General features: G+C 49.1%; 26 protein-coding genes and 1 riboswitch. Of the genes, 21 read left to right on the forward strand and 5 right to left on the reverse strand.

Annotated elements, in window-relative coordinates; all coding sequences use genetic code 11:
* Positions 1-9 precede the first annotated feature (9 nt).
* Positions 10-1,122 carry a glycerol dehydrogenase gene (locus BLD48_RS08145; protein WP_071499770.1) on the forward strand — a complete coding sequence of 371 codons (1,113 nt, stop codon included), beginning with the start codon at positions 10-12 and terminating at the stop codon, positions 1,120-1,122.
* Positions 1,123-1,289: 167 nt separating this feature from the next.
* Here BLD48_RS08145 and BLD48_RS08150 read toward each other — a convergent pair whose 3' ends face one another.
* Entirely contained in the window at positions 1,290-1,721 is a 432-nt protein-coding gene (locus BLD48_RS08150; RefSeq protein ID WP_071499771.1) for a hypothetical protein, read from the reverse strand.
* Between the two features lie 276 nt (positions 1,722-1,997).
* Between BLD48_RS08150 and BLD48_RS08155 the strand changes: the two genes are divergently transcribed.
* Positions 1,998-3,122, forward strand: a complete 1,125-nt coding sequence (locus BLD48_RS08155; RefSeq protein ID WP_071499772.1) for an FAD/NAD(P)-binding protein — start codon at positions 1,998-2,000, stop codon at positions 3,120-3,122.
* 41 nt (positions 3,123-3,163) lie between these two features.
* On the opposite strand, the gene BLD48_RS08160 is transcribed toward BLD48_RS08155, so the two are convergent.
* Together BLD48_RS08160 and BLD48_RS08165 are read right to left on the reverse strand one after the other, a co-directional pair.
* Positions 3,164-4,093, reverse strand: coding sequence for a peptidoglycan DD-metalloendopeptidase family protein (locus BLD48_RS08160; RefSeq protein ID WP_071499773.1), 930 nt, complete (start codon positions 4,091-4,093; stop codon positions 3,164-3,166).
* 395 nt (positions 4,094-4,488) lie between these two features.
* Positions 4,489-5,223 (reverse strand): peptidoglycan DD-metalloendopeptidase family protein, encoded by a 735-nt coding sequence (locus BLD48_RS08165; protein ID WP_071499774.1) that lies wholly within the window; start codon positions 5,221-5,223, stop codon positions 4,489-4,491.
* A 352-nt stretch (positions 5,224-5,575) separates the two neighbouring features.
* Here BLD48_RS08165 and BLD48_RS08170 point away from each other — a divergent pair, with 352 nt between their 5' ends.
* The 8 genes from BLD48_RS08170 to BLD48_RS08205 all read left to right on the forward strand — a co-directional run bounded on the left by BLD48_RS08170 (position 5,576) and on the right by BLD48_RS08205 (position 10,777).
* Positions 5,576-6,037, forward strand: coding sequence for an NUDIX hydrolase (locus BLD48_RS08170; RefSeq protein WP_071499775.1), 462 nt, complete (start codon positions 5,576-5,578; stop codon positions 6,035-6,037).
* Between the two features lie 142 nt (positions 6,038-6,179).
* Positions 6,180-7,055, forward strand: coding sequence for an SDR family oxidoreductase (locus BLD48_RS08175; protein ID WP_071499776.1), 876 nt, complete (start codon positions 6,180-6,182; stop codon positions 7,053-7,055).
* A 13-nt stretch (positions 7,056-7,068) separates the two neighbouring features.
* Positions 7,069-7,257: a hypothetical protein gene (locus BLD48_RS08180; RefSeq protein ID WP_071499777.1), complete on the forward strand. Its 189-nt coding sequence runs from the start codon at positions 7,069-7,071 to the stop codon at positions 7,255-7,257.
* A 136-nt stretch (positions 7,258-7,393) separates the two neighbouring features.
* Positions 7,394-7,684 carry a hypothetical protein gene (locus tag BLD48_RS08185; RefSeq protein ID WP_071499778.1) on the forward strand — a complete coding sequence of 97 codons (291 nt, stop codon included), beginning with the start codon at positions 7,394-7,396 and terminating at the stop codon, positions 7,682-7,684.
* Positions 7,685-7,827: 143 nt separating this feature from the next.
* A complete protein-coding gene (locus BLD48_RS08190; RefSeq protein WP_071499779.1) occupies positions 7,828-8,208 on the forward strand; it encodes a GntR family transcriptional regulator in 381 nt (126 codons plus the stop codon).
* Positions 8,201-8,881 carry an ATP-binding cassette domain-containing protein gene (locus tag BLD48_RS08195; protein ID WP_071499780.1) on the forward strand — a complete coding sequence of 227 codons (681 nt, stop codon included), beginning with the start codon at positions 8,201-8,203 and terminating at the stop codon, positions 8,879-8,881. Before BLD48_RS08190 ends, BLD48_RS08195 begins: the two co-directional genes overlap by 8 nt.
* Complete coding sequence (locus BLD48_RS08200; RefSeq protein WP_071499781.1) at positions 8,878-9,687, forward strand: hypothetical protein; 810 nt, start codon at positions 8,878-8,880, stop codon at positions 9,685-9,687. Before BLD48_RS08195 ends, BLD48_RS08200 begins: the two co-directional genes overlap by 4 nt.
* A 10-nt stretch (positions 9,688-9,697) precedes the next feature.
* Positions 9,698-10,777 (forward strand): hypothetical protein, encoded by a 1,080-nt coding sequence (locus tag BLD48_RS08205; protein ID WP_071499782.1) that lies wholly within the window; start codon positions 9,698-9,700, stop codon positions 10,775-10,777.
* Between the two features lie 77 nt (positions 10,778-10,854).
* On the opposite strand, the gene BLD48_RS08210 is transcribed toward BLD48_RS08205, so the two are convergent.
* Complete coding sequence (locus BLD48_RS08210; protein ID WP_071499783.1) at positions 10,855-11,352, reverse strand: C40 family peptidase; 498 nt, start codon at positions 11,350-11,352, stop codon at positions 10,855-10,857.
* Between the two features lie 221 nt (positions 11,353-11,573).
* Positions 11,574-12,767: an MFS transporter gene (locus BLD48_RS08215; protein WP_083412274.1), complete on the reverse strand. Its 1,194-nt coding sequence runs from the start codon at positions 12,765-12,767 to the stop codon at positions 11,574-11,576.
* A gap of 197 nt (positions 12,768-12,964) precedes the next feature.
* Between BLD48_RS08215 and BLD48_RS08220 the strand changes: the two genes are divergently transcribed.
* The 11 genes from BLD48_RS08220 (at position 12,965) to BLD48_RS08270 (ending at position 23,433) form a co-directional block, all read left to right on the forward strand.
* A complete protein-coding gene (locus BLD48_RS08220) occupies positions 12,965-13,390 on the forward strand; it encodes an OsmC family protein (protein ID WP_071499785.1) in 426 nt (141 codons plus the stop codon).
* Positions 13,387-14,625 carry a beta-N-acetylhexosaminidase gene (nagZ, locus tag BLD48_RS08225; RefSeq protein WP_071499786.1) on the forward strand — a complete coding sequence of 413 codons (1,239 nt, stop codon included), beginning with the start codon at positions 13,387-13,389 and terminating at the stop codon, positions 14,623-14,625. The genes BLD48_RS08220 and nagZ overlap by 4 nt, the downstream gene beginning before the upstream one ends.
* Positions 14,626-14,684: 59 nt before the next feature.
* A riboswitch (TPP riboswitch) is annotated at positions 14,685-14,787 on the forward strand.
* 89 nt (positions 14,788-14,876) lie between these two features.
* Positions 14,877-15,473, forward strand: coding sequence for a thiamine phosphate synthase (locus BLD48_RS08230; RefSeq protein ID WP_071499787.1), 597 nt, complete (start codon positions 14,877-14,879; stop codon positions 15,471-15,473).
* On the forward strand, positions 15,470-16,474 hold the full coding sequence (locus BLD48_RS08235) for an NAD(P)/FAD-dependent oxidoreductase (protein ID WP_071499788.1): 1,005 nt from the start codon (positions 15,470-15,472) through the stop codon (positions 16,472-16,474). The genes BLD48_RS08230 and BLD48_RS08235 overlap by 4 nt, the downstream gene beginning before the upstream one ends.
* Positions 16,459-16,662, forward strand: a complete 204-nt coding sequence (gene thiS / locus BLD48_RS08240; RefSeq protein ID WP_071499789.1) for a sulfur carrier protein ThiS — start codon at positions 16,459-16,461, stop codon at positions 16,660-16,662. The genes BLD48_RS08235 and thiS overlap by 16 nt, the downstream gene beginning before the upstream one ends.
* Position 16,663: 1 nt before the next feature.
* On the forward strand, positions 16,664-17,431 hold the full coding sequence (locus BLD48_RS08245; RefSeq protein ID WP_071499790.1) for a thiazole synthase: 768 nt from the start codon (positions 16,664-16,666) through the stop codon (positions 17,429-17,431).
* On the forward strand, positions 17,428-18,456 hold the full coding sequence (locus BLD48_RS08250; protein ID WP_071499791.1) for a ThiF family adenylyltransferase: 1,029 nt from the start codon (positions 17,428-17,430) through the stop codon (positions 18,454-18,456). Before BLD48_RS08245 ends, BLD48_RS08250 begins: the two co-directional genes overlap by 4 nt.
* Positions 18,457-18,568: 112 nt before the next feature.
* Entirely contained in the window at positions 18,569-18,958 is a 390-nt protein-coding gene (locus BLD48_RS08255) for a hypothetical protein (protein WP_071499792.1), read from the forward strand.
* Positions 18,959-19,049: 91 nt separating this feature from the next.
* Positions 19,050-19,250, forward strand: a complete 201-nt coding sequence (locus tag BLD48_RS08260) for a helix-hairpin-helix domain-containing protein (protein ID WP_071499793.1) — start codon at positions 19,050-19,052, stop codon at positions 19,248-19,250.
* Positions 19,251-19,321: 71 nt separating this feature from the next.
* Positions 19,322-20,443, forward strand: coding sequence for an exonuclease SbcCD subunit D (locus BLD48_RS08265; protein ID WP_071499850.1), 1,122 nt, complete (start codon positions 19,322-19,324; stop codon positions 20,441-20,443).
* Positions 20,425-23,433 carry an AAA family ATPase gene (locus tag BLD48_RS08270; protein ID WP_071499794.1) on the forward strand — a complete coding sequence of 1,003 codons (3,009 nt, stop codon included), beginning with the start codon at positions 20,425-20,427 and terminating at the stop codon, positions 23,431-23,433. Before BLD48_RS08265 ends, BLD48_RS08270 begins: the two co-directional genes overlap by 19 nt.
* Positions 23,434-23,441 lie beyond the last annotated feature (8 nt).

Raw genomic sequence — 23,441 nt, forward strand, 5'->3', positions numbered from 1 at the left:
ATGTTGAACATGTCAGAACGTGTTTTCATTAGTCCGGCAAAGTACGTCCAAGGAAAAAATGTCATTGATCGGCTCGGTACATACGTGAGCCCGATCGGTGACGTGGCCCTCGTCATCGCGGATGATGTCGTCTGGGGAATTGTCGAGGAACGTGTCCAAGCTTCATTTTCAACCGAAGGAATCAAAATCGAAAAAGCGGACTTCAGCGGAGAAGCCTCAAAGCATGAAGTCGAACGGATTGCGACGCAAGCGAAAGACGTTGGTGTCAAGTTCGTCATGGGCGTAGGCGGCGGGAAAACGCTTGATACAGCGAAAGCCGTCTCCGACGAACTCCATCTGCCGGTCGTCATCGTCCCGACCATCGCGTCGACCGATGCACCGACCAGTGCCTTATCGGTCATTTATTCCGATGAAGGAATTTTTGAGAGTTATCGATTCTACAACAAAAATCCGGATCTTGTTCTGGTCGACACGAAGTTGATCTCGGAAGCACCGGCACGTTTCTTTGCCTCGGGTATTGCCGACGCACTGGCGACATGGGTCGAAGTGCGAAGCGTCATTGCTTTTGGCGGATCGACGATGGCCGGTGGACGCCCGACGATTGCAGCGGAAGCCATCGCGAAACGGTGTGAAGAGGTCTTGTTTGAGCACGGACGCCTCGCCTACGAGTCGGTTCAGGCGAAAGTCGTCACGCCGGCTCTCGAAGCCGTCGTCGAAGCGAACACTTTGCTGAGCGGTCTTGGTTTTGAGAGCGGGGGGCTTGCGGCAGCGCACGCCATCCATAACGGCTTTACGGCACTCGACGGGGACATCCATCACTTGACGCACGGTGAAAAGGTTGCGTTCGGGACACTTGTCCAACTGGCCCTCGAAGAACATCCTCAAGAAGAGATTGAGCGGTATATTGCGTTTTATATGGACCTTGGTCTGCCGGTCACACTCGAAGACGTTAAATTAAAAGATGCGTCACGCGAAGACATCCTCAAAGTCGGACAGGCGGCGACGGCAGACGGGGAGACGATCCACAGCGGATTTGATGTCACTGCTGATGAAGTAGCGGATGCAATCATTGCAGCGGACCGTTACTCCAAAGCCTATCAAGCGAAACGGGCTAAATCTTAAAACGTCCCAGTCTGATTCTTGAGTAACCTTGGAATCACTACTTGCCCTTCCTTTCCATAGGAGTCGAGGGGATACATGTTTCCGTCCGATTTCAAACAAATGGCCGATGATCCTTTTAACAGGGTCGTCGGCCATTTCATCTGAGATCATGACTTTTCATAATCCTTCTACTCACTTTTCGCGATATTGTTTATGACAATCGGTTCACTATAAGAAAGAATGTAAAACTCTTGGTCAAACGTCCTGATAACAAATAAATTTAGTTCACCACGTTCGGTGTAGATTTCTTTTGTTTTCATATGTTTCTCAGCGAAATCACCAAAAACCGACTCTTTTAGCTTCACGACCGGATAGGGATTTCTGAGTCCTTCTTCAATGATTCCATGCTCTTGAAGAGTCCCAGTGAACACAGCATACTTTTCGAAGCGCATCAAAAAATAATCGCGCGAAGGATCGTCAATTAGTAATTTTAACGAATCGTCAGCTCCATAAAAGTACATATCGATTGCGAAATGGTCATTCCTATTTAAGGACATCGTATCTAATTCCAATTCGTAGTCTTCAACGCTGAGTAAAAAATCGAGATCTATGTTGTTCAACAAGACGCCCCCTTATTATAATTAGAAAATTCATGCAATTTAAACTTCTTTTGTATTATCATACTTGAATTCCCTCCTCTAGGCTACGATTAGAGAGGGAGAAACCCTAAGTAATTCAACTTAACGATCAAAAATAGATCAGGGTAATCGTGTCATGATGGATGTTGCAGTTTGAGTATTTTACTGGCGAGCAGGGGTTGAATTGTTGGCCAAAAATCGTTACAGTTATTAAAACGTAATGATTACGATTTAATAACTGTAACGGAGGATTTAGATATGAACCAACCATATGAATGGCTTATCATCGGTGGAGGAATCCACGGGATGACCGTATTCCATGCTTTACTTGAACGTGGCGTCAAACAAAAAAACATCGCCATCATCGATCGACATGCGACGCCGTTAGCGAACTGGCAACGACAGACGGCACGAATCGAGATGCCTTATCTGCGTTCGACACGTGTACATCATACATCGACAAATCCAACGAGCTTGCGCCGATTTGCCGATGAACAAGAGTATACGTCTCAAGCCTTTAAAGATACATATGGTCGTCCTTCACTGGAACTGTTCAACGACCATGCGATACAGTTGGCAAAACAAAACGGGGCTGATGAGAGCTGGTTTCAAGCGGAAGTATTAGGATTAAGCAAATCAGGAGAGTACTGGCAGATTAAGACATCGAGCCGTACCTTTCAAGCGAACCGGGTCGTCTTGGCTTTAGGGCAGTCGGAACGTCTTCATCTGCCGGACTGGGCGGATGCTACGCAACATGTCTTTGAAGAACGTGAAGAAACACCACCTGTTCTTGTCATCGGTGGAGGAATCAGTGCCATTCATTATACAATCCGTTGTGCCAAAAAGTTTCCGGGACAAGTGACGTTGATTACGAAACGTTCGCTGGTGCAAAGTGCCTTTGACGCGGATCGGAAATTCATGGGACCCAAAGGATTGACCCCGTTCAAATCGTTGTCATTGCGTGAGCGGCGGCAGCTGATTGCAGCTGAACGGAAGCCGGGGACGGCACCACAAGAATTGATCCAGCGTATGCGTCATCTCATTCGAACCGGTCACGTCAATCATCAAATCGGTGAGGTCAAGCAACAGACGACTGGTGGTGTGTTGCTGACGGACGGAACGGATCTGAAAGGGACGACCATCGTGTGTGCGACCGGAATTCGACCGTTGACGATTCAAGGTTCCTGGCTTGAAAGCGTCCAACGACAGTTTGACTTGCCGTTATCTCCTTGCGGAACGCCCGTTCTGAATGAGGAAACGTTTGAGTGGGGGGAAGGACTCTATGCGACAGGAAGTCTTGCCGATTTAACGGTGGGTCCTTTTGCACGGTCCATCTACGGTGGACAGGTCGCAGCAAGAGCGATTGTGACAGCGGTGTTATGAATCTAAAATAGGACCTGAGCGGAAGCTTCAGGTCCTTTGGCTTATAAATAGTTGAGGGGATTGACACTGCTTGCGGCAGATGTCGCACTGTAGACGTACGTCCCGCGATGAAGTTCGAAGTGAAGGTGCGTGCCGAACGCGTTACCTGTTGCACCGACCGTTCCAAGAACTTGACCTTTAGAGACCGATTGTCCGACGGAAACCGAGCGGCTGTTCAAGTGGGCATAGAGACTCGTGAACGAGGCACCGTCAATCGTATGTTTGACCATGATGTAATTGCCGTATGCGCCTTTATACTGGGATGTGATGACTTTACCGGCCGCTGTCGCATAGACTGGTGTGCCTTTCGGTGCGCCGTAATCGATGCCGTTATGGAACGTGTAACCGTACACGCCACTGGCTTTTCCATATCCTTGTGTAATCGGACCACTCGTCGGCGTAATGAAATCGTTTGAGGCTTTTGTTGCGCCACCAGAACTTGTTAAGCTGGTGACCGTATATTTTTTAACATAATCCGCATGAACAAACCGTTTGTCCCCGTTGTATAGAAACTTGATCCAGTCACCCGTCCGACCGAGATACCGGAACGTTTGACCGCTGTTGACGGTTCCGACCTGTTGGCTACTCGTCGAAGAACTGCTGCGAACACGTAAGTTATCGACCATGACCTTGATCTTGTACGACGTCGTGACGGAATACTTTTTGACATATGTAGAGGAGACGTATACTTTTTTTGAACCGTAAAGAATTTTTGTCCAGTTCCCCGTACGTCCTAAATATTTATACGTATCTCCTTTATCAAGACCTGTGATGACACCTGCTGTCGTCGAAGGGCCTGTCCGGACACGTAGTCCATCATTCATCACTTTGACTTTATAAAAGGTTGCGGCTTCTGCTTTTGGAACCGCATATGTCGAGAATCCGGCGACGGCGATGGCTGAGACCGTCAGCGTAGTAAATAACTTTTTCAATTCAGTAAATCCTCCTTTAAATCTGTAAGTAAATCTGTAAGGCTGTGATTAGTGTGTTCTATGTAATATCACTATATGAATTTCTTAGATGAGTGTACCATTTGTCAAAATGTTTAAATATTACAATATTATTTCTATAGTGTTTCGTAATTTTATATTTTTTTGATTTAAAAATGATTATTTGATTTAAATGGTAAAATAATCCTCTCTTGAAATGAAGGTAGAAAAGGTGTCTGAACCTGAAGAGAGTTGACTTTTCGTTAAAAGAGACAGAAATGTTGATTTCATTATGGTATGCTGAATTTCCCAATAAATAGGATGAGTTTATTTCAAATGATCTATTTTAAAAAAGGTTTAAAAAACGGACACCCGATATCGAGTGTCCGACGTTGTGCTTATAAGACGTTAAGCGGGTTGATGCTGTTTGCAGCTGACGATCCGCTGTAGACGTAACCACCACGGTGAAGTTCGAAGTGAAGGTGCGACCCTGTTGAGTTTCCTGTGCTGCCGACGTTTCCGATTTTTGTCCCTTTGGCAATCGATTGACCGGCATAAACCGAACGACTGCTAAGGTGCGCATAGACACTTGTGTAGGAAAGTCCGTTCACTTTATGTGTCATCATGACATAGTTACCGTATGCAGCTTGATAACCAGATGTGATCACTTTACCTGAAGCAGTCGCACGGACCGTTGTCCCTGTTGCTGCTGCGATATCAATGCCGTTATGGAACGTATATCCGTAGCGGCCGCTTGCATTGCCGTATCCTTGTGTGACAGGTCCACTTGTCGGACGTAAGAAGCCAGTTGAGACAGACGCTTTAGCAGCATATACTTTTTTGCCGGCGCTATAACGTTTTACATAACCGGAATAGACGTATCGTGTTTTGCCGCCGTATGAAATCTTCGTCCAGTTACCCGTTTTACCATAATATTTAAAGGTTTGACCTGCGTTGACGCCAGCAATGACCTTGTATTTCGTGGAAGGGCCGGTCCGAACGCGTAGCCCGTCTGCCATGATCTTGACTTTATAAGAAGAAGAGCTTGCAGCCTCAACTTTACCTGTACCCGTGCTTGCGAATCCTGAAACGACGAGTGCGCTCATCGTGACTGTTGTTAAAATACGTTTCATGTTGTAGTTCCTCCTGATGGTGAAAAAAGTGACAGTCAATGAAAGTGGATGACAGAAGGTATTCTGCCTGTTTGATGTGAGCTATATGTGTGGGCTGTATATGAATACTGCGTCGTAGTAGTGAATTGAATAAATCGAGTATAGCATCGGTCGTTTTGAAAATAACATTTCAGTTTGATTTCTGAATTATACTCAAATAAGTTATATTGTAATCTTCCGTTTTGAATAATTCTGAAATGAAGGTATACCAACAATTTATTTGTTACAAACAACACGAATCTTGACATATTCGAGAATATGGGAAAATGTGAAAAAGTATGGGTCGATAACAAAAACCGAGGAGTGAGAGTAGATGGATATTAACTTTACCGTGGAGCAGCAACGATTTAATCACCGGGCCGCTGCCGTGATCGTGAAAGAAGATCATCTGTTGATCCATCGAAATGTCCGGGATGACTTTTGGGCATTGCCGGGGGGACGGATTCAAATGATGGAGCACGGCGAACAGGCAATCATCCGGGAAATCAAAGAGGAATTAGGCAAGGAAGTTCATGTCAAACAATTTTTATCCGCTCAGGAAAACTTTTTTGAATATGAAGGGATTCAGTTCCATGAAGTTGCCTTTTTCTATGAAGTTGAGTTGATGACACTAGAGACGCTTACGTTAGAGCCGTTTCATGGGATCGAAGGAGAACAACTCATCTATCAATATGTACCGATTGATCGCCTGCAATCCGTGAAGTTGTATCCAGTCCAACTCACAGAAATGATTCAGTCCGGCGAGTGGTCAGGACTATTTTCGAATGAAGGATGAATTACATATCATGATATAGAAGAAACCGATTCTGAAAAAACGACGAATTTTGTCGTTTTTTTGTGTCTGGACGTTTATTGATACATGGCAAGGGAATGTTAATGAAGGTAGCCATTCATTAACGAAAAAGGGGTTGGATTAGATGCGTGAAGAAGAATTGGAACAGATGCATCAACAAGCACGGGGACAAACGCAGGATCAGCAACCGGGAATTGAATCCGAGATGAATCCGGAACCGGTCTATGACGACCCGGACTATGTCGGTTCTGGCAAATTAAAAGGGAAAGTCGCCTTGGTCACGGGTGGAGACAGCGGCATTGGGCGTGCCGTCGCGATTGCCTATGCAAAAGAAGGCGCTGATGTCGCGATCGTATACTTAAATGAAGGACAGGATGCGGAAAAAACGAAACAGTTGATCGAAGGGTATGGCGTCAAGGCGTTGACACTGGCGACAGACGTCAGTCGTCCGGAAAACGCCCAACCGATCATCGAGGCCGTCATCCAAGAATTTGGTCAGCTGAATATCTTAGTCAATAACGCCGGAAAACAATTTCCGCAGGACGACTTCTTAGCGATCACACCAGAGCAATTAAAAGAGACGTTCGAAACGAACTTGTTCTCCATGTTCTATTTGACGCAGGCCGCACTACCGCATTTGAAAAAAGAAGATACGATCATCAATACATCGTCCGTCACGGCGTACCGGGGAGCACCGTCGTTGATTGATTATTCAGCAACCAAAGGGGCGATTACGACGTTGACCCGTTCACTGGCGTCGAACTTGATCGAAAAAGGGATCCGCGTCAATGCCGTCGCACCGGGTCCAATCTGGACACCTTTGATTCCAGCGACGTTTTCAAAAGAAAAAGTCGAAGCACACGGGGAAGACACGCTGATGAAGCGACGGGGACAACCGTCTGAGAATGCACCAGCCTATGTCTACCTAGCGTCACGCGACTCGAGTTATGTCACCGGTCAGACGATTCATATCAATGGTGGCGACTACATCACATCATAAGGAGGAAACGATCATGAAGAAAAATCCGAATGAAGTCCCAGAACACGAACCGAATCAACAGCCGGACGAGATCCCGACGACACCACCGTCAGAAATTCCGGAGACACCGCAGGAAGATCCGATCCGTCAACCGGAGCCGGATACGTTCCCGGAACCAACCGAAATCCCGGAGACACCACAGGAAGACCCAACACCATATTAAACAAGAGAGACTGATTCTGGACATCGTTCAGAGTCAGTTTTTTTAGTTCGTGAATTCACAAAAAAAATTTCAATTAATTTGGGAACCCTTACATTATCTTGAACGTAAAATAAGGTATCAAAAGGGGGAAAAGTAAATGGGGTTTATCCTAGGTTTTCTAGCAGTTGGGGCAGTATTTTGGTTTTTCTTCAGTTACTTACTGGGTTATCGGAATAAAAACATCGCGATGACATTTGACGACCGGTTCTACACGCTCGAGGAACACGTTAAGGCGATTGAAAAAAAATTAACACAAGATGGGAAACAAGTGGAATACATCGGAAATCGTCAATTTCTCGTCGATGGGAAAAAGTACCTGTTCGTTGAACGGACCGTTTCGATGTCTGGGGTACCGATGCAACAAACAATCTTAGAATTTCAAAAATAAATCAAACCACGATACCGCCTCCATTCGGAGTGCGGTATTTTTTTGGAAATGGATTGACAGTAAACTGTACTATGCGTATGATACAGAAAGAAAGTGTATTACTGTTTTAATACAACGAACGGGAAAGGGAGGTCAAGAACACGATGCAATTTGACCAAAGAAGCCCGGTGTATCTTCAAGTCGTCCGATGGTTCAAGGAACAAATCGCGACAGAAGAACTCAAATGCGGGCAGGAAATTCCATCGCGCCGGGAAATCGCTGCGCAACTCGGAATTAATCCGAATACGGCACAAAAAGCGTACAAAGAAATGGAGGATCAGCAATTGATTACGACAGAACGAAACGTACCGAGTAAGATCACGATGGATCAAGAAATTGTCAAAAAAGTCCGGACGGAGATGCTCGACGAAGCAGTCGCCCAGTTCATCGAGGCGGTCCAAGCGATTCAGATTCCATTAGGCGAAGTCGTCACGAAAGTCGAGACGGTGTATCAATCAACGGAACGGAGGAAGATCGATGCTTGAAGTCCATGGTTTGAAAAAACGATACGGTCGGAAGAAACCGATTTTAGAAGGTGTCTCGTTTTCGGTTCGTCCCGATAGCATTACCTGTCTGATCGGATTAAACGGCGAAGGAAAATCGACGATCTTAAAAGCAATCATGGGACTGGTTCCGGTTGATGCTGGAACAGTATTGGTTGACGGAGAAGTTTCGCGTGAAAAAATTGCCTTCGTTCCGGATCTGCAGACGATGCCCGGTTACATGACGATTGGTGACGCTCTGACGTATATGGGTGATTATTATCCGGACTGGAATCCGAAGGTCGCCGAAGAATTGATGGGTCTGTTCAAGTTATTGACGACCGACAAGATTTTAGAGCTGTCGAAAGGGAATCAGGCGAAGTTCAGTTTAGTGCTTGGTTTTGCACTCGATCGTCCGTATTTGCTGCTCGACGAACCGTTTGCCGGAATTGATTTATTTACGAAGGAACAGATTTCCTGGATCTTTTCGAGTCATTACATGGAAGGGCGCGGCATCCTGATGACGACACATGAAATCGTCGAAATCGAACATTTGATTGACCGGGTCGTCTTTTTGCAGGATGGTCGGATCATTGATGAACACGATACGGAAGAGATGCGAGAAGTATACGGAAAATCGGTCCAGGACCGGATGCTGGAGGTCTATCAACGATGAAACAGTATTTGATGTTAACGAATGAAGAGTTAAAACGAAGCTGGAAAATGATTGTAGCGGTTATCCTTGCGATGGCGAGTATCGAAATCCTGACCGTCGTCGGACGGGTCATCTACCAAGAACGACAGGTTCGAAACTATATGAGTGACGCGAAAGTGACTGAATCAGAAGCCCTGCGTTCATTTGGAAAGTTATCGTTTGAACAGGCCAGTTCTTATTTCAGCTATGTCATTATGATTGGAATCGTTCTCGTCATTTTGTATGCCATACAAATCTGGTACCGGGATTGGTTCGGTGAATCCAAGTACATATACCGCTTATTATTGTTACCAGGCGGTCGTGCCAAAATCTTTTTTGCCAAATGGACATCACTGGCGCTTGTGATCATCAGCTTCATCGGCTTGCAGTGGGCAGTCATCCAGCTCAGTTATGCCATTTTCAATTGGCTGATTAAAAACAATTATCGTGCATCATCTTTTGATATCTCGATGACATTAAAACAGTTGTATACGATGAATGTAGTAGATGTTCTAATATTACTTATTTTGTCACTTTTCGTTGTCAGTTTCTTATTCATGCTCGTACTACTGGAACGGTCATATCGCAAAGCAAAAGGACTGTTGTTCATCGTGCTTGAAGTGATTGCCCTTTTGGTCATCATGATGGGCGGTATGTACGTGATTGAAACGCTCGATATCTTTTTATCACAAGAAATATCAGGGATCATGCTAGCAATTTTTGTTCTCTACTTTGCCTATACGATTTGGAAAAGTCTTCGTTTATTAAAATGGAAAATTTCGGTCTGAGGAGGACGTCATGCGAAAATTTAAATTTGTACTGATACTGGCTGTCGTCAGCTTCTTGACGCTGGGTATCTACGCTCTGTTTATTCGTTCAATCGATGAATCAGATTTTATTGTTGAGACGGTTCAAGGTGACCCGAAACAGCCGGCTGTCCGGTCTGTTCAAGCAGAACTTTATGATGAAGGGTTAAAAAAAGTTGATTACAACGTTGCGCTGGACGGTCGAGTCGAAAAAGCGAAAGATAATTGGATTAGTGGCATGTTTGAAGGTCCATATAATGAAAATGGTGCGCCAGCTGATTTCCGGCGCTTCATCCGTTCAGATTACGTACTTACGTTCGAACAGCAAGGCACCACGTATGCAATGGGTACAAAGGACAATAATAAATGGGAATTACAGTATTGGGAGAAGGGTAAACAGCGTGTCGTCAAAAAAATCTTTCCGGCACCTCCTGAAGCTAGGAAGTTAGGTGAAACTCAACTCAGTCCAGATAAACGGTTTGGCAACAGTTTATACGTCCTTGCACAAGACATTCAAAACGATTCGGAAACGTTATTATACAAAATAGATTTGAAAAACGATACGATTCAAAAAATCAATTTACCCGTTATTTCTAAAGGTGAGATAATTATTCTAGGTATCCACAATGAGACAATTGTTTATTATACGACTGAAATCGTTGAAGGGGCAGATGATGAAAAGCAGACACTGTATCTTAGTGACGGCGAAAAATCTCAGCGTTTAAAGGGATTGAAATCGTTCGGTGATGGAGAAACTAAACTAAGTACAGATGGAACGAAACTGATTATGCTTGAATGTGAACCAAAAAAATTAAATTGGACTATTTACGATCTGGCATCAAAGAAATCGATAAAACATAAGATAAGTATCCCGTCAGTAACGGATGAGTCTGGATCAGGAGAGTATACCGAACTGAAAGATGATCTGATTTATACGGCGAATCGAACTGGTGACGGTGTTTTCAATGTCCTTGTCATTGATGCACTATCAGAACGTGTCATATACGAAGGAAACATCAAAGACAAACTCAAACGAACAGAAACGACTTTGAATTCACTTGTCTATAATTGATTGGCAGTCATAAGTATCACAGTATTCAAAAAACAGTCATCCGAAACTCGTATGAGTTCCGGATGACTGTTTTTGTTTCATTGATACGATTTGATGATGATCTCCTGTTTCGCGTAGTAACTCCACGTCAGGTCCTGCGATTCGACCTTTTTCGTCGTCACGGCAACAAACGTATTTTTACCGGTATAGATTCCAACGAAGTTCGGTGTTTTTGCTTTTTTCGCTTGGACGAATAACAAGTCGCCCGGCATCGCTTTTTTGAGTGTGACCGTTTTCAGCGGCATCGCGGCTTGTTTCGCAATCGTCCGCTCGAGTGTCAGACCACTTTTTTGATAAACGTATTGCGTGAAGCCCGACGCATCAAATCCTTTTGTTGTCGTGCCGCCTTCTTTATAGGGTGTCCCGATTAAGGATGTCGCCAGTTTTGCGATTTCCGTTTTCTTTTTCGCGAGTGCTTTTTCCGACAGCGGTTTTTTTGTTTCGACTTTTGTTGGTGTTGCAGCGGACGTCGCGACCGGACTGACCGTCGCTGTCAGCAACAAAGCGGTTAATGGAAGAGCGTAATACGATTTCATAATCAAAACTCCTTTAAGTAGTTGGGATGGATAAGCTGTTCTTACCGTACCATACGAAATGACAAAATAAGCAACAAATTGGATACGTTCACCTAACATTCTTGTAAGGTTCGGTCTGAGGGAACATCGGCTTCAAGTCTGTACGTCCTTGAAGAAGAAAAGACTCCAGTTCCGCGTGCCTCATTTTGAGAACACAACTGGAACAGGAGCCTTTTTTGCGGTTACGCCCGCTGATCGAGCCGATGACTGACAGCCGTCAAAGCGGCTGCGAGTAAGGCAACGGCACCACCAACGAGGGCGATATTCATGATCGGACCGTTTGCATAGACCAGTCCGCCGAGGGCAGAACCGAAGGCAATCCCGACATTGCTTGCGACGGGCATCAAGGACGCGGCCAGTCCTTTTGCTTCCGGATTGAACTTTTCGGCTAAATCAATCAGATAAATTTGCGTCGATGTCGTCAGTAAGATCGACATCAGCGACATCAAGGCAATGTTGATCAGACCCAGTGAGACGGATGCCGTCGTCACGTAGAGTGCGGCAAGAACGATCGCCTGGACGATAAAGACGAACCGCAATCGACCGATCGGATTCCGGCTGGCGATTTTCCCCGCTAAGATGTTACTGAAGATCGAGACGACACCATACGCGAGCAAAATCGGACTGATCCACGTCGACGGCAATTTCAACTCCAACTCCAGAACGGGAACGAGATACGTATAGACGACGTACGTCGCACCGAATCCGAACGACGGGATGAAAAAAGCAATCATGATTCGTGGATTGGCGAGTAAGCTGAGTTGGTCACGGATCGAGCTGGTCGTTGTCGATCGTTGGACCGGGACGACTTTGAAGACACCGATCAACGCAATGACACCAAGGCCGCTCGTCAGCCAAAATGTTGCGGCGAAGCCGGCATGCTGACCAATGAAGGTACCAATTGGAACACCGAGGACGTTTGCCATCGTAAATCCGCCGAAGATGAATGAAACGGCGACACCGCGTTTTGCGATTGGGACACTGTCGCTTGCGACGACCATTGCAAGTGAAATCAGGACGCCTGTTAAGACAGCCGTCACGATCCGTGTCAACAGTAATAGTTCATAGTTCGGTGCGATCCCGCTGCAGACATTCAGCAAAATCCAGACGAAAATCAGACTGAGCATTAATTTCCGCCGCTCGAGATGTCCGGTTAAGGACATCGTAATCGGTGTTCCGATCGCGAAGGCAATCGCAAAGGCGGAGACGAGCGTTCCGGCTTTCGCGATCGTGATGTTCAGACCGTCCGCGATTTCGGATAAAATACCGACGATGACGAATTCGCTTGTTCCCAGGACAAAGGTCAACATGGATAACGTTGCGATCAACAGCCAGTCGGCTTGACTCAAACGAGTCGATGATGATGACATATACATTCCTCACTTCTGGCGCCTATGCGCAAAAAAACTATCGTTTATCAGAATAGCATGATTTGCACCGGTCGGAAACCGGATTTAGAGGACGGTGAAAAAGAAGAATTATTGCGAATAGCATGTCAATTTCACTTGCTGAATATTCGGGTATACTGAAGAAGTAAAGACAACTAAAAAACGAGTAAAGGACGTGACGGAACATGCAAGCAACAGTCACTTGGAATCAGAAGATGGGCTTTAGCGGTGAGACCGAATCCGGGCATCACCTGGCGATGGATGCGGCACCGGACAACGGAGGCGACAATCAAGCTCCGCGCCCGACGGAGTTGTTACTTCACGCCGTCGCTGGCTGCACCGGAATCGATATCGTCTCGATTTTAGAAAAAATGCGCTTGACGCTGACTTCATTTGAAATGGACATCGAGGGGGAACGGGCGGACGACCATCCCCGCCGTTTCACGACGATCTCGATCCATTACCGACTCGAAGGCGATTTACCGGAAGACAAGGTCCGTCGTGCCATTTCGTTGTCAAAAGACAAATACTGCTCCGTGTCCCAATCCTTAAATGCGGAAATTGAAGTCTATTATTCCATCAATGGTGTCCGGAACGAGGAACCGATTTGAAGCGGATTGTCCCTGTTCTGTTAGCAAGCGTCCTGCTCGCCGGTTGCGCCGATGAACCGACACAGCCGGTCGAGCCGCAACCGAAGCCGGCGAAGAAAACGAAACCGCCGCAGCCGGATCGACCCTCTGCTGCTGAACGGGCAGAGAAACAACTCAAGCAAACCGTTTCGAACATGTCGACGGCGGAAAAAGTCGATCAGCTGCTCTACATCGGTGTGACGGGAACGTCTTTAACACCAGCCGATCGTCAGCTACTACAGGACCATGCGCTCGGTGGTGTGCTGTTACTCGGTGGTAACATCATATCGACCGAACAACTGAAGACCTTTACGACAGCGATTACTGAAGCCCAACCGGCTGATTCAAAAGCGTTCCTTGGCTTTGATGAGGAGGGCGGGCGCGTCAGCCGGGTTCCGGACGTCAAACTCAAGTTATCACCGAGCCTGGCGTTTGGTCATAAAAATGATCCCGAATTGATGAAGGAAGTCGGACAGACGCTTGGTTCGATTTCCCGTTTTTACGGCTTTAACATGGATTTCGCCCCTGTTCTTGACGTCAACAGTAATCCGGCGAACCCGATCATCGGTGACCGAGCCCTCAGTGCGGACCCGGAACAAGTCGCCCGCCTCGGAGTGCCATTAATGCAGGGGATGAAGTCGGAAGATGTTGTCCCGGTCGTCAAACATTTTCCGGGTCACGGGGATACGACCGTCGATTCGCATGTTGGTCTGCCGCGGGTCGATGCTTCGAAAGCGGAACTCGAACAGACGGAACTGGTACCGTTCAAACGGGCGATTCAGGAAGGGGCAGAAATGGTCATGGTTGCGCACATCCTGTTCCCGGCGCTCGACAAAAACCGTCCGTCCTCGTTGTCAAAACGTGTCATGACCGGTGTGTTACGGGATGAACTGAAATTTGACGGTATCATCATCACGGATGACCTTGTGATGGGAGCGATTACTGACCGGTACGGACTTGCCCAGGCGGCAAGTCTTGCGCTTGAAAGCGGTGCCGACATGGCGATGTTCTCCTCACCGGGTGCGTACGCGTCCGTCCACCAGGAAATCATGGAACGGATTAAACAAGGAAAACTGTCGGTACCGGATCTCGATCAGAAAGTCGGGCGGGTCTTACGCTTAAAAGAAACATATGACTTGTCGCAAACGAAGCGCGTCGACGAATATGAACGGTTGATCGAACGGGTCAAAGCGGTCGAATCGGACATGCGACGCTAATCAAGGGTGGAATAGACGGAACCACCCGTGGTAAACTACAGACGTACCACACAAATTAATATCTACACTAGGGGAGTCTCGCAGCAGACTGAGACGGAAGTATCCGGACCCTTTGAACCTGATCTAGTTCGTACTAGCGGAGGGAAGTGGTTTCCGATCATCTATCGAGGTAACGACAACCGTCGCCTTTTTTGTAGGACCACTCCATCAGTTCATGGGGTGGTCCTTTTTCGTGTGGAAAGGAGTAGAAGATGGCGAACTTACATATCTTGACGACCGGACAACAACCACGGTCATGGCTTGAACGGGTCATCCCCGTGCTTGCTTCAGACGTCGACCGGATTCACCTGCGGGAGCCGATGTGGTCGGTCCGGGAACTCGTCGCGTGTATCGAAACGTTACAGGGATGCGGTGTCCGTGTCGATCAACTTATCGTGCATGACAGGCTCGACGCAGCACTTGTGACGGGAACGACGATTCATCTGACACAACACAGCATCCCGGTCGACCGTGTCCGGTCCCGTTTTCCGGACATTCGGATCGGTCAATCGGTCCATTCCTTAACGGAGGCGATGGCGGCGGAACAAGCAGGTGCGGACTATGTCATGTATGGGCATATCTATGCGACCGCGTCGAAAGCTGCTCTTCCACCACGGGGACTGGATGCCTTGGCGCAAGTCGTCGACTGGACGTCGGTTCCTGTCATCGCCCTTGGTGGAATCGCATCCAGCCGTGTTTCGGATGTCTTGACGACAGGCTGTGCCGGAGTCGCTGTTTTGTCCGGGATTCTTGGACAGGCGGAACCCGTAAAGTCAGCCAAACAGTACAGGGCGGTGGTTGACGGATGACACAACCAGACGTCTTGATCATTGGCGCCGGAATCATCGGCTTGACGCTCGGATATGAATTGTTGCAGCGGGGACAACGTGTTCACGTGCTCGATCAGTCGGCTGTCGGACAAGGTGCGACACGGGCGGCAGCGGGGATGCTCGCGACGGACGAAGAACTGTCGGAACCGTTACATGCGTTAGCGGCAGTGAGTCGCGCGCTTTATCCGAAACTTGTCCGCCAGTTGTTTGACGAGACCGGTTTGACGAGCGGCTATCTCGAACTGCCGTTTCAGTTGCGACAGAAGGATCAAACCGTGCAATTTGAACGGGTCGGCCAAATCGATCCCCGATTGCTCGTCCGCGCGTTACGGCAAGCGATTGACCAGCGGGGCGGAGTGATTGAAGAACAGATGACTGTCTTGCGTCTTTTGCGGGACAAACATACGGTAACCGGGGTGGAGACAAGCCGGGGACCACAAGTTGGTCGGCAGGTCGTCATCGCTAGCGGACGAGGATCGGAACCGTTGTTGCAAACGATCGGGATTCCGATCGACACGCTTCCGGTCAAAGGCGAGTGCCTGTCTGTCCGTCTCACAACCGGTCGACTTGAGCAGACCTTGTTTCATGAGACGGTGTATCTCGTCCCGAAAGCAGACGGACGGATCATCATCGGCGCAACGGAACACGTTGGTGAGGAATCGACGACGGTCAACGCGGGTAGTGTCTCGGAACTGTTAGCGGCAGCAATCGAGGTGTATCCGGCGATCCGTGACGCGGCATTGATCGACATCTGGTCCGGAGTCCGGCCACAGACACGCGACGGGTTACCGTATCTCGGACGGGTCAAAGGGGTCGACGGCTTGTCGGTCGCGACGGGACATCACCGGCACGGCATCCTGCTCGCTCCGGTGACAGCGCAAGTCCTCGCCGATTGTGTCATGAACCGAAAACCGGAAGTTACGCTGGAGGCGTTTTGTTGCAGACGACACGAGGAGGAGAATACATGCAAATCCGATTGAATGGGAAAGCCTATCCACTGGCGGAACATACGAAGACGCTACATGACTTGATTCAGCAGTTGAATATCGATGAAGAGGTCGTCATCATCGAACAAAATCATCAAATCATTGACCGGTTCCGGTATACGGACACGAACGTCCAACCCGGTGATGTCGTTGAAATCGTTCATTTTGTAGGAGGCGGGTAACATGTTAAAAATTGGCGGAAAAACATTTGCATCACGATTATTACTCGGAACGGGAAAATATCCGGACGCTGAGACGCAACAACAAGCGGTCGAAGCATCGGAAACGAACATTTTAACGTTTTCCGTCCGGCGTTTTGACGTCTTTGCGAAGGAACAGACGAATCCACTTGCGGCACTCGAATTAAGTCGCTATGACCTGTTGCCGAACACGGCGGGCGCAAAAACGGCGGAAGAAGCCGTCCGGCTGGCAAGGCTCGCCCGGGCATCCGGCATGTGTGACATGGTCAAGGTCGAGGTGATCGGTTGCGACAAGACGTTATTGCCGGACCCGATTGAAACCTTACGGGCGGCAGAAGAATTGATCAAAGACGGTTTCATCGTCTTGCCGTATACGTCAGATGATTTACTGCTCGCCCGTCGGCTCGAGGAACTGGGCTGTCACGCCATCATGCCGGCAGCGTCACCGATTGGTTCGGGACAGGGAATTCTGAACCCGCTCGCGCTCAGTTTCATCATCGAACAGATGACGGTCCCGGTCATCATCGACGCGGGAATTGGTTCACCGGCCGATGCGGCTTACGCGATGGAGCTGGGTGCCGATGGTGTCTTGTTGAATTCTGCGGTCGCCCATGCTAACGATCCTGTCAAAATGGCGCAAGCGATGAAACTGGCAATCGAAGCCGGGCGTCTTGGTTTTGAAGCGGGGCGGATCGAGAAAAAACGGTATGCGACGGCAAGCAGTCCGACGACCGGAATCAGCCGCCCATGACAGACCGCTACAGCCGACAAATCCGCTTTCGTCCGATCGGCCAAGGCGGACAAAATCAACTGGCCGAGCGCCGCGTCGTCATCATCGGTCTCGGTGCGCTCGGGACAGCCAGTGCGGAACAGCTCGTCCGGGCAGGTGTCGGACAGGTGATCCTGATCGACCGCGATTACGTCGAGTGGAGTAATCTCCAACGGCAACAATTGTACACGGAACGGGATGCCCGGGAACGGCTCCCGAAAGCGGTCGCAGCCAAGCAACGGCTTCGCGACATCAACTCGACCGTGACGATTGAAGCGATTGTGGAAGACGTGACGGCAACGAACATTGATCGACTCGTTGCGCAGGCCGATCTGATCATGGATGCGACAGACAATTTCGCGATCCGGATGCTGATCAATGATGTAGCGGCGCAACAGGGAATTCCCTGGATTTACGGGGCATGTGTCGCCAGTTACGGCATGACATACACCGTTTTGCCGAAGGAAACGCCTTGTCTGCATTGTTTGCTGAATCACCTGCCGCAGCAACAGGATACGTGTGATACTCGGGGCATCATCAGTCCGGCCGTCCAACTGGTCGCCTCGCATCAAGTGACGGAAGCATTGAAACTGTTGACGGGTGCGAAACCGGCACTACGTCAGACGTTGCTGTCGTTTGATCTTTGGACGAATCAGCAGAGCCAGATCGATGTCACGTCCTTAAAGCAAACGGCATGTCCTTCGTGCGGTGACGCTGCCGTCTATCCTTATCTCAACGGAACGCCACTCCAATTCGTGACGTTGTGCGGTCGGGATACCGTTCAAGTCCGGGGAGAAGGAAAAAGAGATTTGGTCCGGCTTGAAAACGAGATGGTGGCACGCGGGATTAAAAGTCAACGAAACCCGTATTTACTGATGTTCGAAACGGAACAGAACCGGATTGTTGCCTTTGCAGACGGGCGGATCTTGATTCATGGGGAACCGGATGTTGAACAGGCGAAGCATGTATACGAGACGTATTTTACGAAAGCGTTCACAAAAAAGTAAAATAATTTTTTGAATACATGTTTTAGATGTTTGAAAAAGAGGTAAATAAGACTTCAGACGTAAGTCGGAGCTTTATTTGGAACGATTTGAATTGTGAAGAGGAGTGATTACGATGAAACAAGAATTCGATCAATCGATCCAGTCATTGGATCAGACGAAGCGGACAGACCATACAGCTGATGCTGTTCAGCAAGCGAATTGGAATCCAGACCGGTATCGGACGAATCTGAATCCATTTTATCTGTCACCTTGCAGCGTCGAACGTCGGGAAGACCGTCAGCAAGAAGTTGACCGGATCGTCGAAGTCGAGCCTACATCCTCCCCTCTCCAACAGTTATTCGAGCAGAAACAGGAAGAGCATATAACAAAAAGTGTATCAGGTGCTGCGAAACATGCCGGTGGGAAATTCACGACCGGGATTGTCGTCGGTGCAATCATTGGAGGATCCGTGTCGATCTTCACCTCGGTGAAGCGATTTCGTCAAAAGCGTCAGACTCACTAATGATTAACTGTCAGCAGAATCACGAAAGACCGTCACCTTACTCAATAGGGTGACGGTTTTTTGTCGTATCCAGTAAAAGGAGGAGAGCAGTGTGGAGAAAAAACAGCAGGAGGTCTTTTCCATGCTCGGTCAGCCGGCGAAACGAGCCCTGGCAGAGCATGGTGTCACGTCGATCGTTCTCCTCGCGGCGCATTCGGAACAAGAGGTCCGAAAATGGCATGGCATCGGTCCTTCTTCGATGCCGAAGCTCAAACAAGCGTTAGCGGAGCAAGGACTGACGTTTAAGAAATGAATCGTCCGGCAGAACCGTTCCAAGTCATGCTAAAATAAGGATATTATAGAGGAAAAGTGAGCGTGATACAGGTGAAATGGATTCATACTGCCGATTGGCACTTAGGAAAAATAGTTCATGGCGAATCGATGCTTGAAAACCAACGTTTCGTCCTGCAGAAATTGTTACAACTGATTGATCGGGAACAGCCAGATGCCGTCGTCATTGCCGGTGATTTATACGACCGTGCCGTCCCGCCGACGGAAGCGGTCGAATTGTTGGACGAAATCTTTGCCGAGATCGTCCTCGAACGAAATATCCCGATCATCGCGATCAGTGGCAATCATGACTCGGCCGAACGGCTCAGTTTCGGAACGACGATGTTACAACGGGCGGGGCTTCATCTGGCAGGAAAATTAACGCCTTCAATCGAGCCGATCACGATCCAAGGCGTTCGGTTCTATCCGGTTCCGTTCGCCGATCCTGCCACTGTACGTTATGTCTACCAAGATGAATCGATCCGGACGCACGATGAAGCGATGCGAAAAATCATCGAGTCGATGCCGATCGAGGGACCAAGTGTCCTCGTCGGTCATGCGTTTGTGATCGGTGGACTCGAAACGGACTCGGAACGGCAACTGTCGGTCGGAACGGCCGGGCAAGTCAGTGCCAGTGCCTTTGCACCGTTTACGTATACGGCGCTTGGCCATTTGCATAATCCACTGGCGATTCGGTCGGAGACAATCCGCTACAGCGGCTCATTGCTGAAATACTCGTTTTCGGAAGCGAATCATCTTAAAGGTGTCGATATCCTGACGCTCAATGAGGCGGGGACATTTGATCGCCGGTTCGAGCCGTTGGCAGCCAAACGGGATTTACGGGAACTGACCGGGAACCTTGCTGAACTGACGGACCCGGCGTTTGTCGCGACACAAACGACGGACGATTACATCAAAATCAACCTGACGGACGCGGAAGCCTTAATCGATCCGATGGGGAAACTGAAAAAAATCTATCCGAACATCTTACATCTGGAGCGAACCGGGTTTACACGCGAAAGTACACGCGCCGTGCAAGCCTCCCGTGATCAGGTTCAGGCGGCGACGATTACGGATTTGTTCAGTGAATTTTATGAAGCCGTCCGCGAAAAACAACCGACGGATGCGATGCAGACCGTTTTAGAGGAGGAAGCAGCATGCGCCCAGAACGATTAACGTTACGTGCCTTCGGACCTTTTGCGGACGAAGAGACGATTGATTTCCGTCAACTCGCCGGTCGAACGATGTTTGTCATCTCCGGCAATACCGGAGCCGGCAAAACGACGATCTTTGATGCCTTGACGTTTGCCTTATATGGGGAGACGTCCGGCGGCGAGCGGGAAATGAGCGATTTGCGCAGTCATTTCGCGAAACCGGACCAAAAGACGGAAGTGGAACTGGAATTCCTATTAAAAGGCGAGCGGTACCGGATTATCCGCCAACCGAGTCAACCCCACCCGGTCAATAAGACAGATTATGGACACGAAGCGGAACTGGCACGACACGATGGAGAAGCATGGAAACCACTCGCCTTAAAGATTCCAGAAATCCGCCAACAGGTCCAGGAGTTATTGCAACTCGACCATAAACAGTTTTCGCAAATTTTATTGTTGCCACAAAATAAATTCCGGGAACTGTTGATGGCAGAGTCAAAAGACAAGCTCCAGATTTTGAAGCAACTGTTCAAGACGGAACAGTATGGTGAGTTCCAACAACGTTTGCACCGCAAAGCGCTGGATCTCGCAGCAGCCATCAAAGAAACGAAGACGAAGCAGTTGTCGAAACTTGAAGAACTGCCGCTTGAGCTGAACTGGGCAGAGGCGACGGAAACGACAATCCGGCATCAGACGGATCAGTTACTCATATCACTTGATGAGAAGATCGAACAGACGAAAACGGTGGAACAGACTGTCCGTCAATCGGTTCAACAGCTGGTAGAACGTTTGCGTCAGGCGGAACAACTTGAACAGATGTTCCGTGAGTATGATCAGTTGCTGCGACTCGAACAACAACTGGCAATGACATTGCCGGAGACGAAACGTCAGACGGAACGGTACGATGCGGCGACGCGGGCGGCGGCAATCAGTGGAGTTTTCGAGACGTTCCAATCGGAACAACAGACGGTCCAGCAGTTGACGGCTACGAAACAACATGTCTCAGCAGAACTGGAGCAGTTGTTGCATCGGCTTGATCAGGTGAATCAAGATGTCGAGTGGTTGTCGGCGCAGGAACCGGAAATGCGTGAGGCAGCACGCCGCCTGGAGCAAATCGAGGAAGAATTACAGCGGTTGCAGGATCAAGAACAGCTGTTAACACAACAACAGCAGTTAACCCGGGCGATTGCTGAGCTGAATCCGGAAGCCCTGCGTAAGAAACGTGATCAGACGCGCGGCGAACGAACGACCCTTCAAACAACTCTCGCTGTAATGACGGACGAATCGAGCAACCGCCTGACGATTCAGGAACGGCGTTTCCTCTTACAGACTGCTGAGCAAAAACAGCAGGAATGGCAACGAAATGAAGCGGAACGGCTCCGGTTGATCGAACAGGGAACGCGGGTCAAACAGGAAAAAGAGCAGGCGGAACTTTCCTATACGACAGGGCGGCAAAACGAACGCCGTCAACTGGCCGCAGAACTGGCAGCACACCTGCATGACGGAGACGCTTGCCCGGTCTGTGGAAGTACGACGCATCCGCAACTTGCGGTTAAAGCGGAACCACTTGATGTCGAAGCCTTACATCAGGTTTATTTAAAAGCCCAGACGGCGCATCAGGAACTGCAGGCGACGTACCGGACGGTTGCGGAACGAAAACGACAACTCGAACACGACATCACGACGCTTGGTCAAGGGAAGGATCTTCCGACTGATCTGACGGCGATCCGGACAGAGATCGAGTCCTTGCAGGCTCAGGAAACCGAATTGCAACGGCAACAGGAGCAAAAACAACAGCTCGAGCAACAATTGCGCACAATCGAGACAGGACTGGAACGATTGGACCGTCAGATTGAGGAAGAGTCGGATCGTCAGTCGAAGCTGCAGCTGGAACTGGCCCGGCTCGAGGGCATGTTGACCCGGAATCCGGATGCTCCGTCACGCCGTGAATTAGAGACGGAACAGCAGACGTTAAGCAAACGGTTAGCGTCGTTTGAAGAAGCACGGACGGGAGCCCACAATCAGAAACAACAACTGGATCAAGACGTCGCGGTGCGGCGCGATCGGTTGGAGCACATCAAAACAGACTTGACGGAGCGTACATCGAAGTGGGCGGAAGCGAAAGAATTGTTTGAGCGTAGCCTGCAAGAAGAACGGTTTGCGACGATCGAACAGTTTGAACAGGCGCGGATGACGCGGCAAGATATTGCGCAATTGGCGGAACGACTGGAAGCCGACCGGCGGAAACGTCAGGACGTCGAGAGCGGACTGGAGCGGATCCGTCAGATCATAAAAGCGCAGGACCGACCGGACTTAGCGACGATCGGACTGTCTGTCCAGCAGGTGGAAGCCGAACTGACCGAAGCGACGGACCAGCGGATCGGCGTCGAAAAAGAACGGCTCCACGTCAAACAATTGGTCGATGCCTGGTCGACGTTACAGCAGCAAATTGAGGCGGAAGATACACGCTATGGCATCATCGGTGAGCTGGCACGGGTCGGGGTCGGTGAAAACGCGCAACGGATGACGTTTGAGACGTATGTCCAAACCGCCTACTTCGACGAGATTCTGCAAGCCGCAAACCGGCATCTGCACGGGATGACGTCGGGTCGTTTCTTGCTTGAACGGAAGACGGAAGCCGGTAAAGGATTGAAAAAATACGGACTCGACTTAAACGTCTTTGATGCCTATACGTCGCAGACGCGGCACGTCAAGACGTTGTCCGGCGGAGAAAGTTTCAAGGCCTCACTCGCCTTGGCGCTTGGTCTGTCGGAAGTCGTGCAGGAAGCAAGCGGCGGTGTGTCGCTTGAGACGATGTTCATCGATGAAGGATTCGGTACACTCGACCCGGAATCGCTTGAGCAGGCGATCGAAACGTTGTTATCGATTCAGGCGAGCGGCCGGATGGTCGGAATCATCAGCCACGTCCAGGAACTGAAATCACGGGTCGATGCCAAAATTGAGGTCACGCAAGGTAAAACAGGATCGACGATTCGACTGGTCGTTGAGTGAGGGGTGTA

Source organism: Exiguobacterium sp. KRL4 (genome assembly GCF_001870785.1).
GTDB lineage: Bacteria > Bacillota > Bacilli > Exiguobacteriales > Exiguobacteriaceae > Exiguobacterium_A.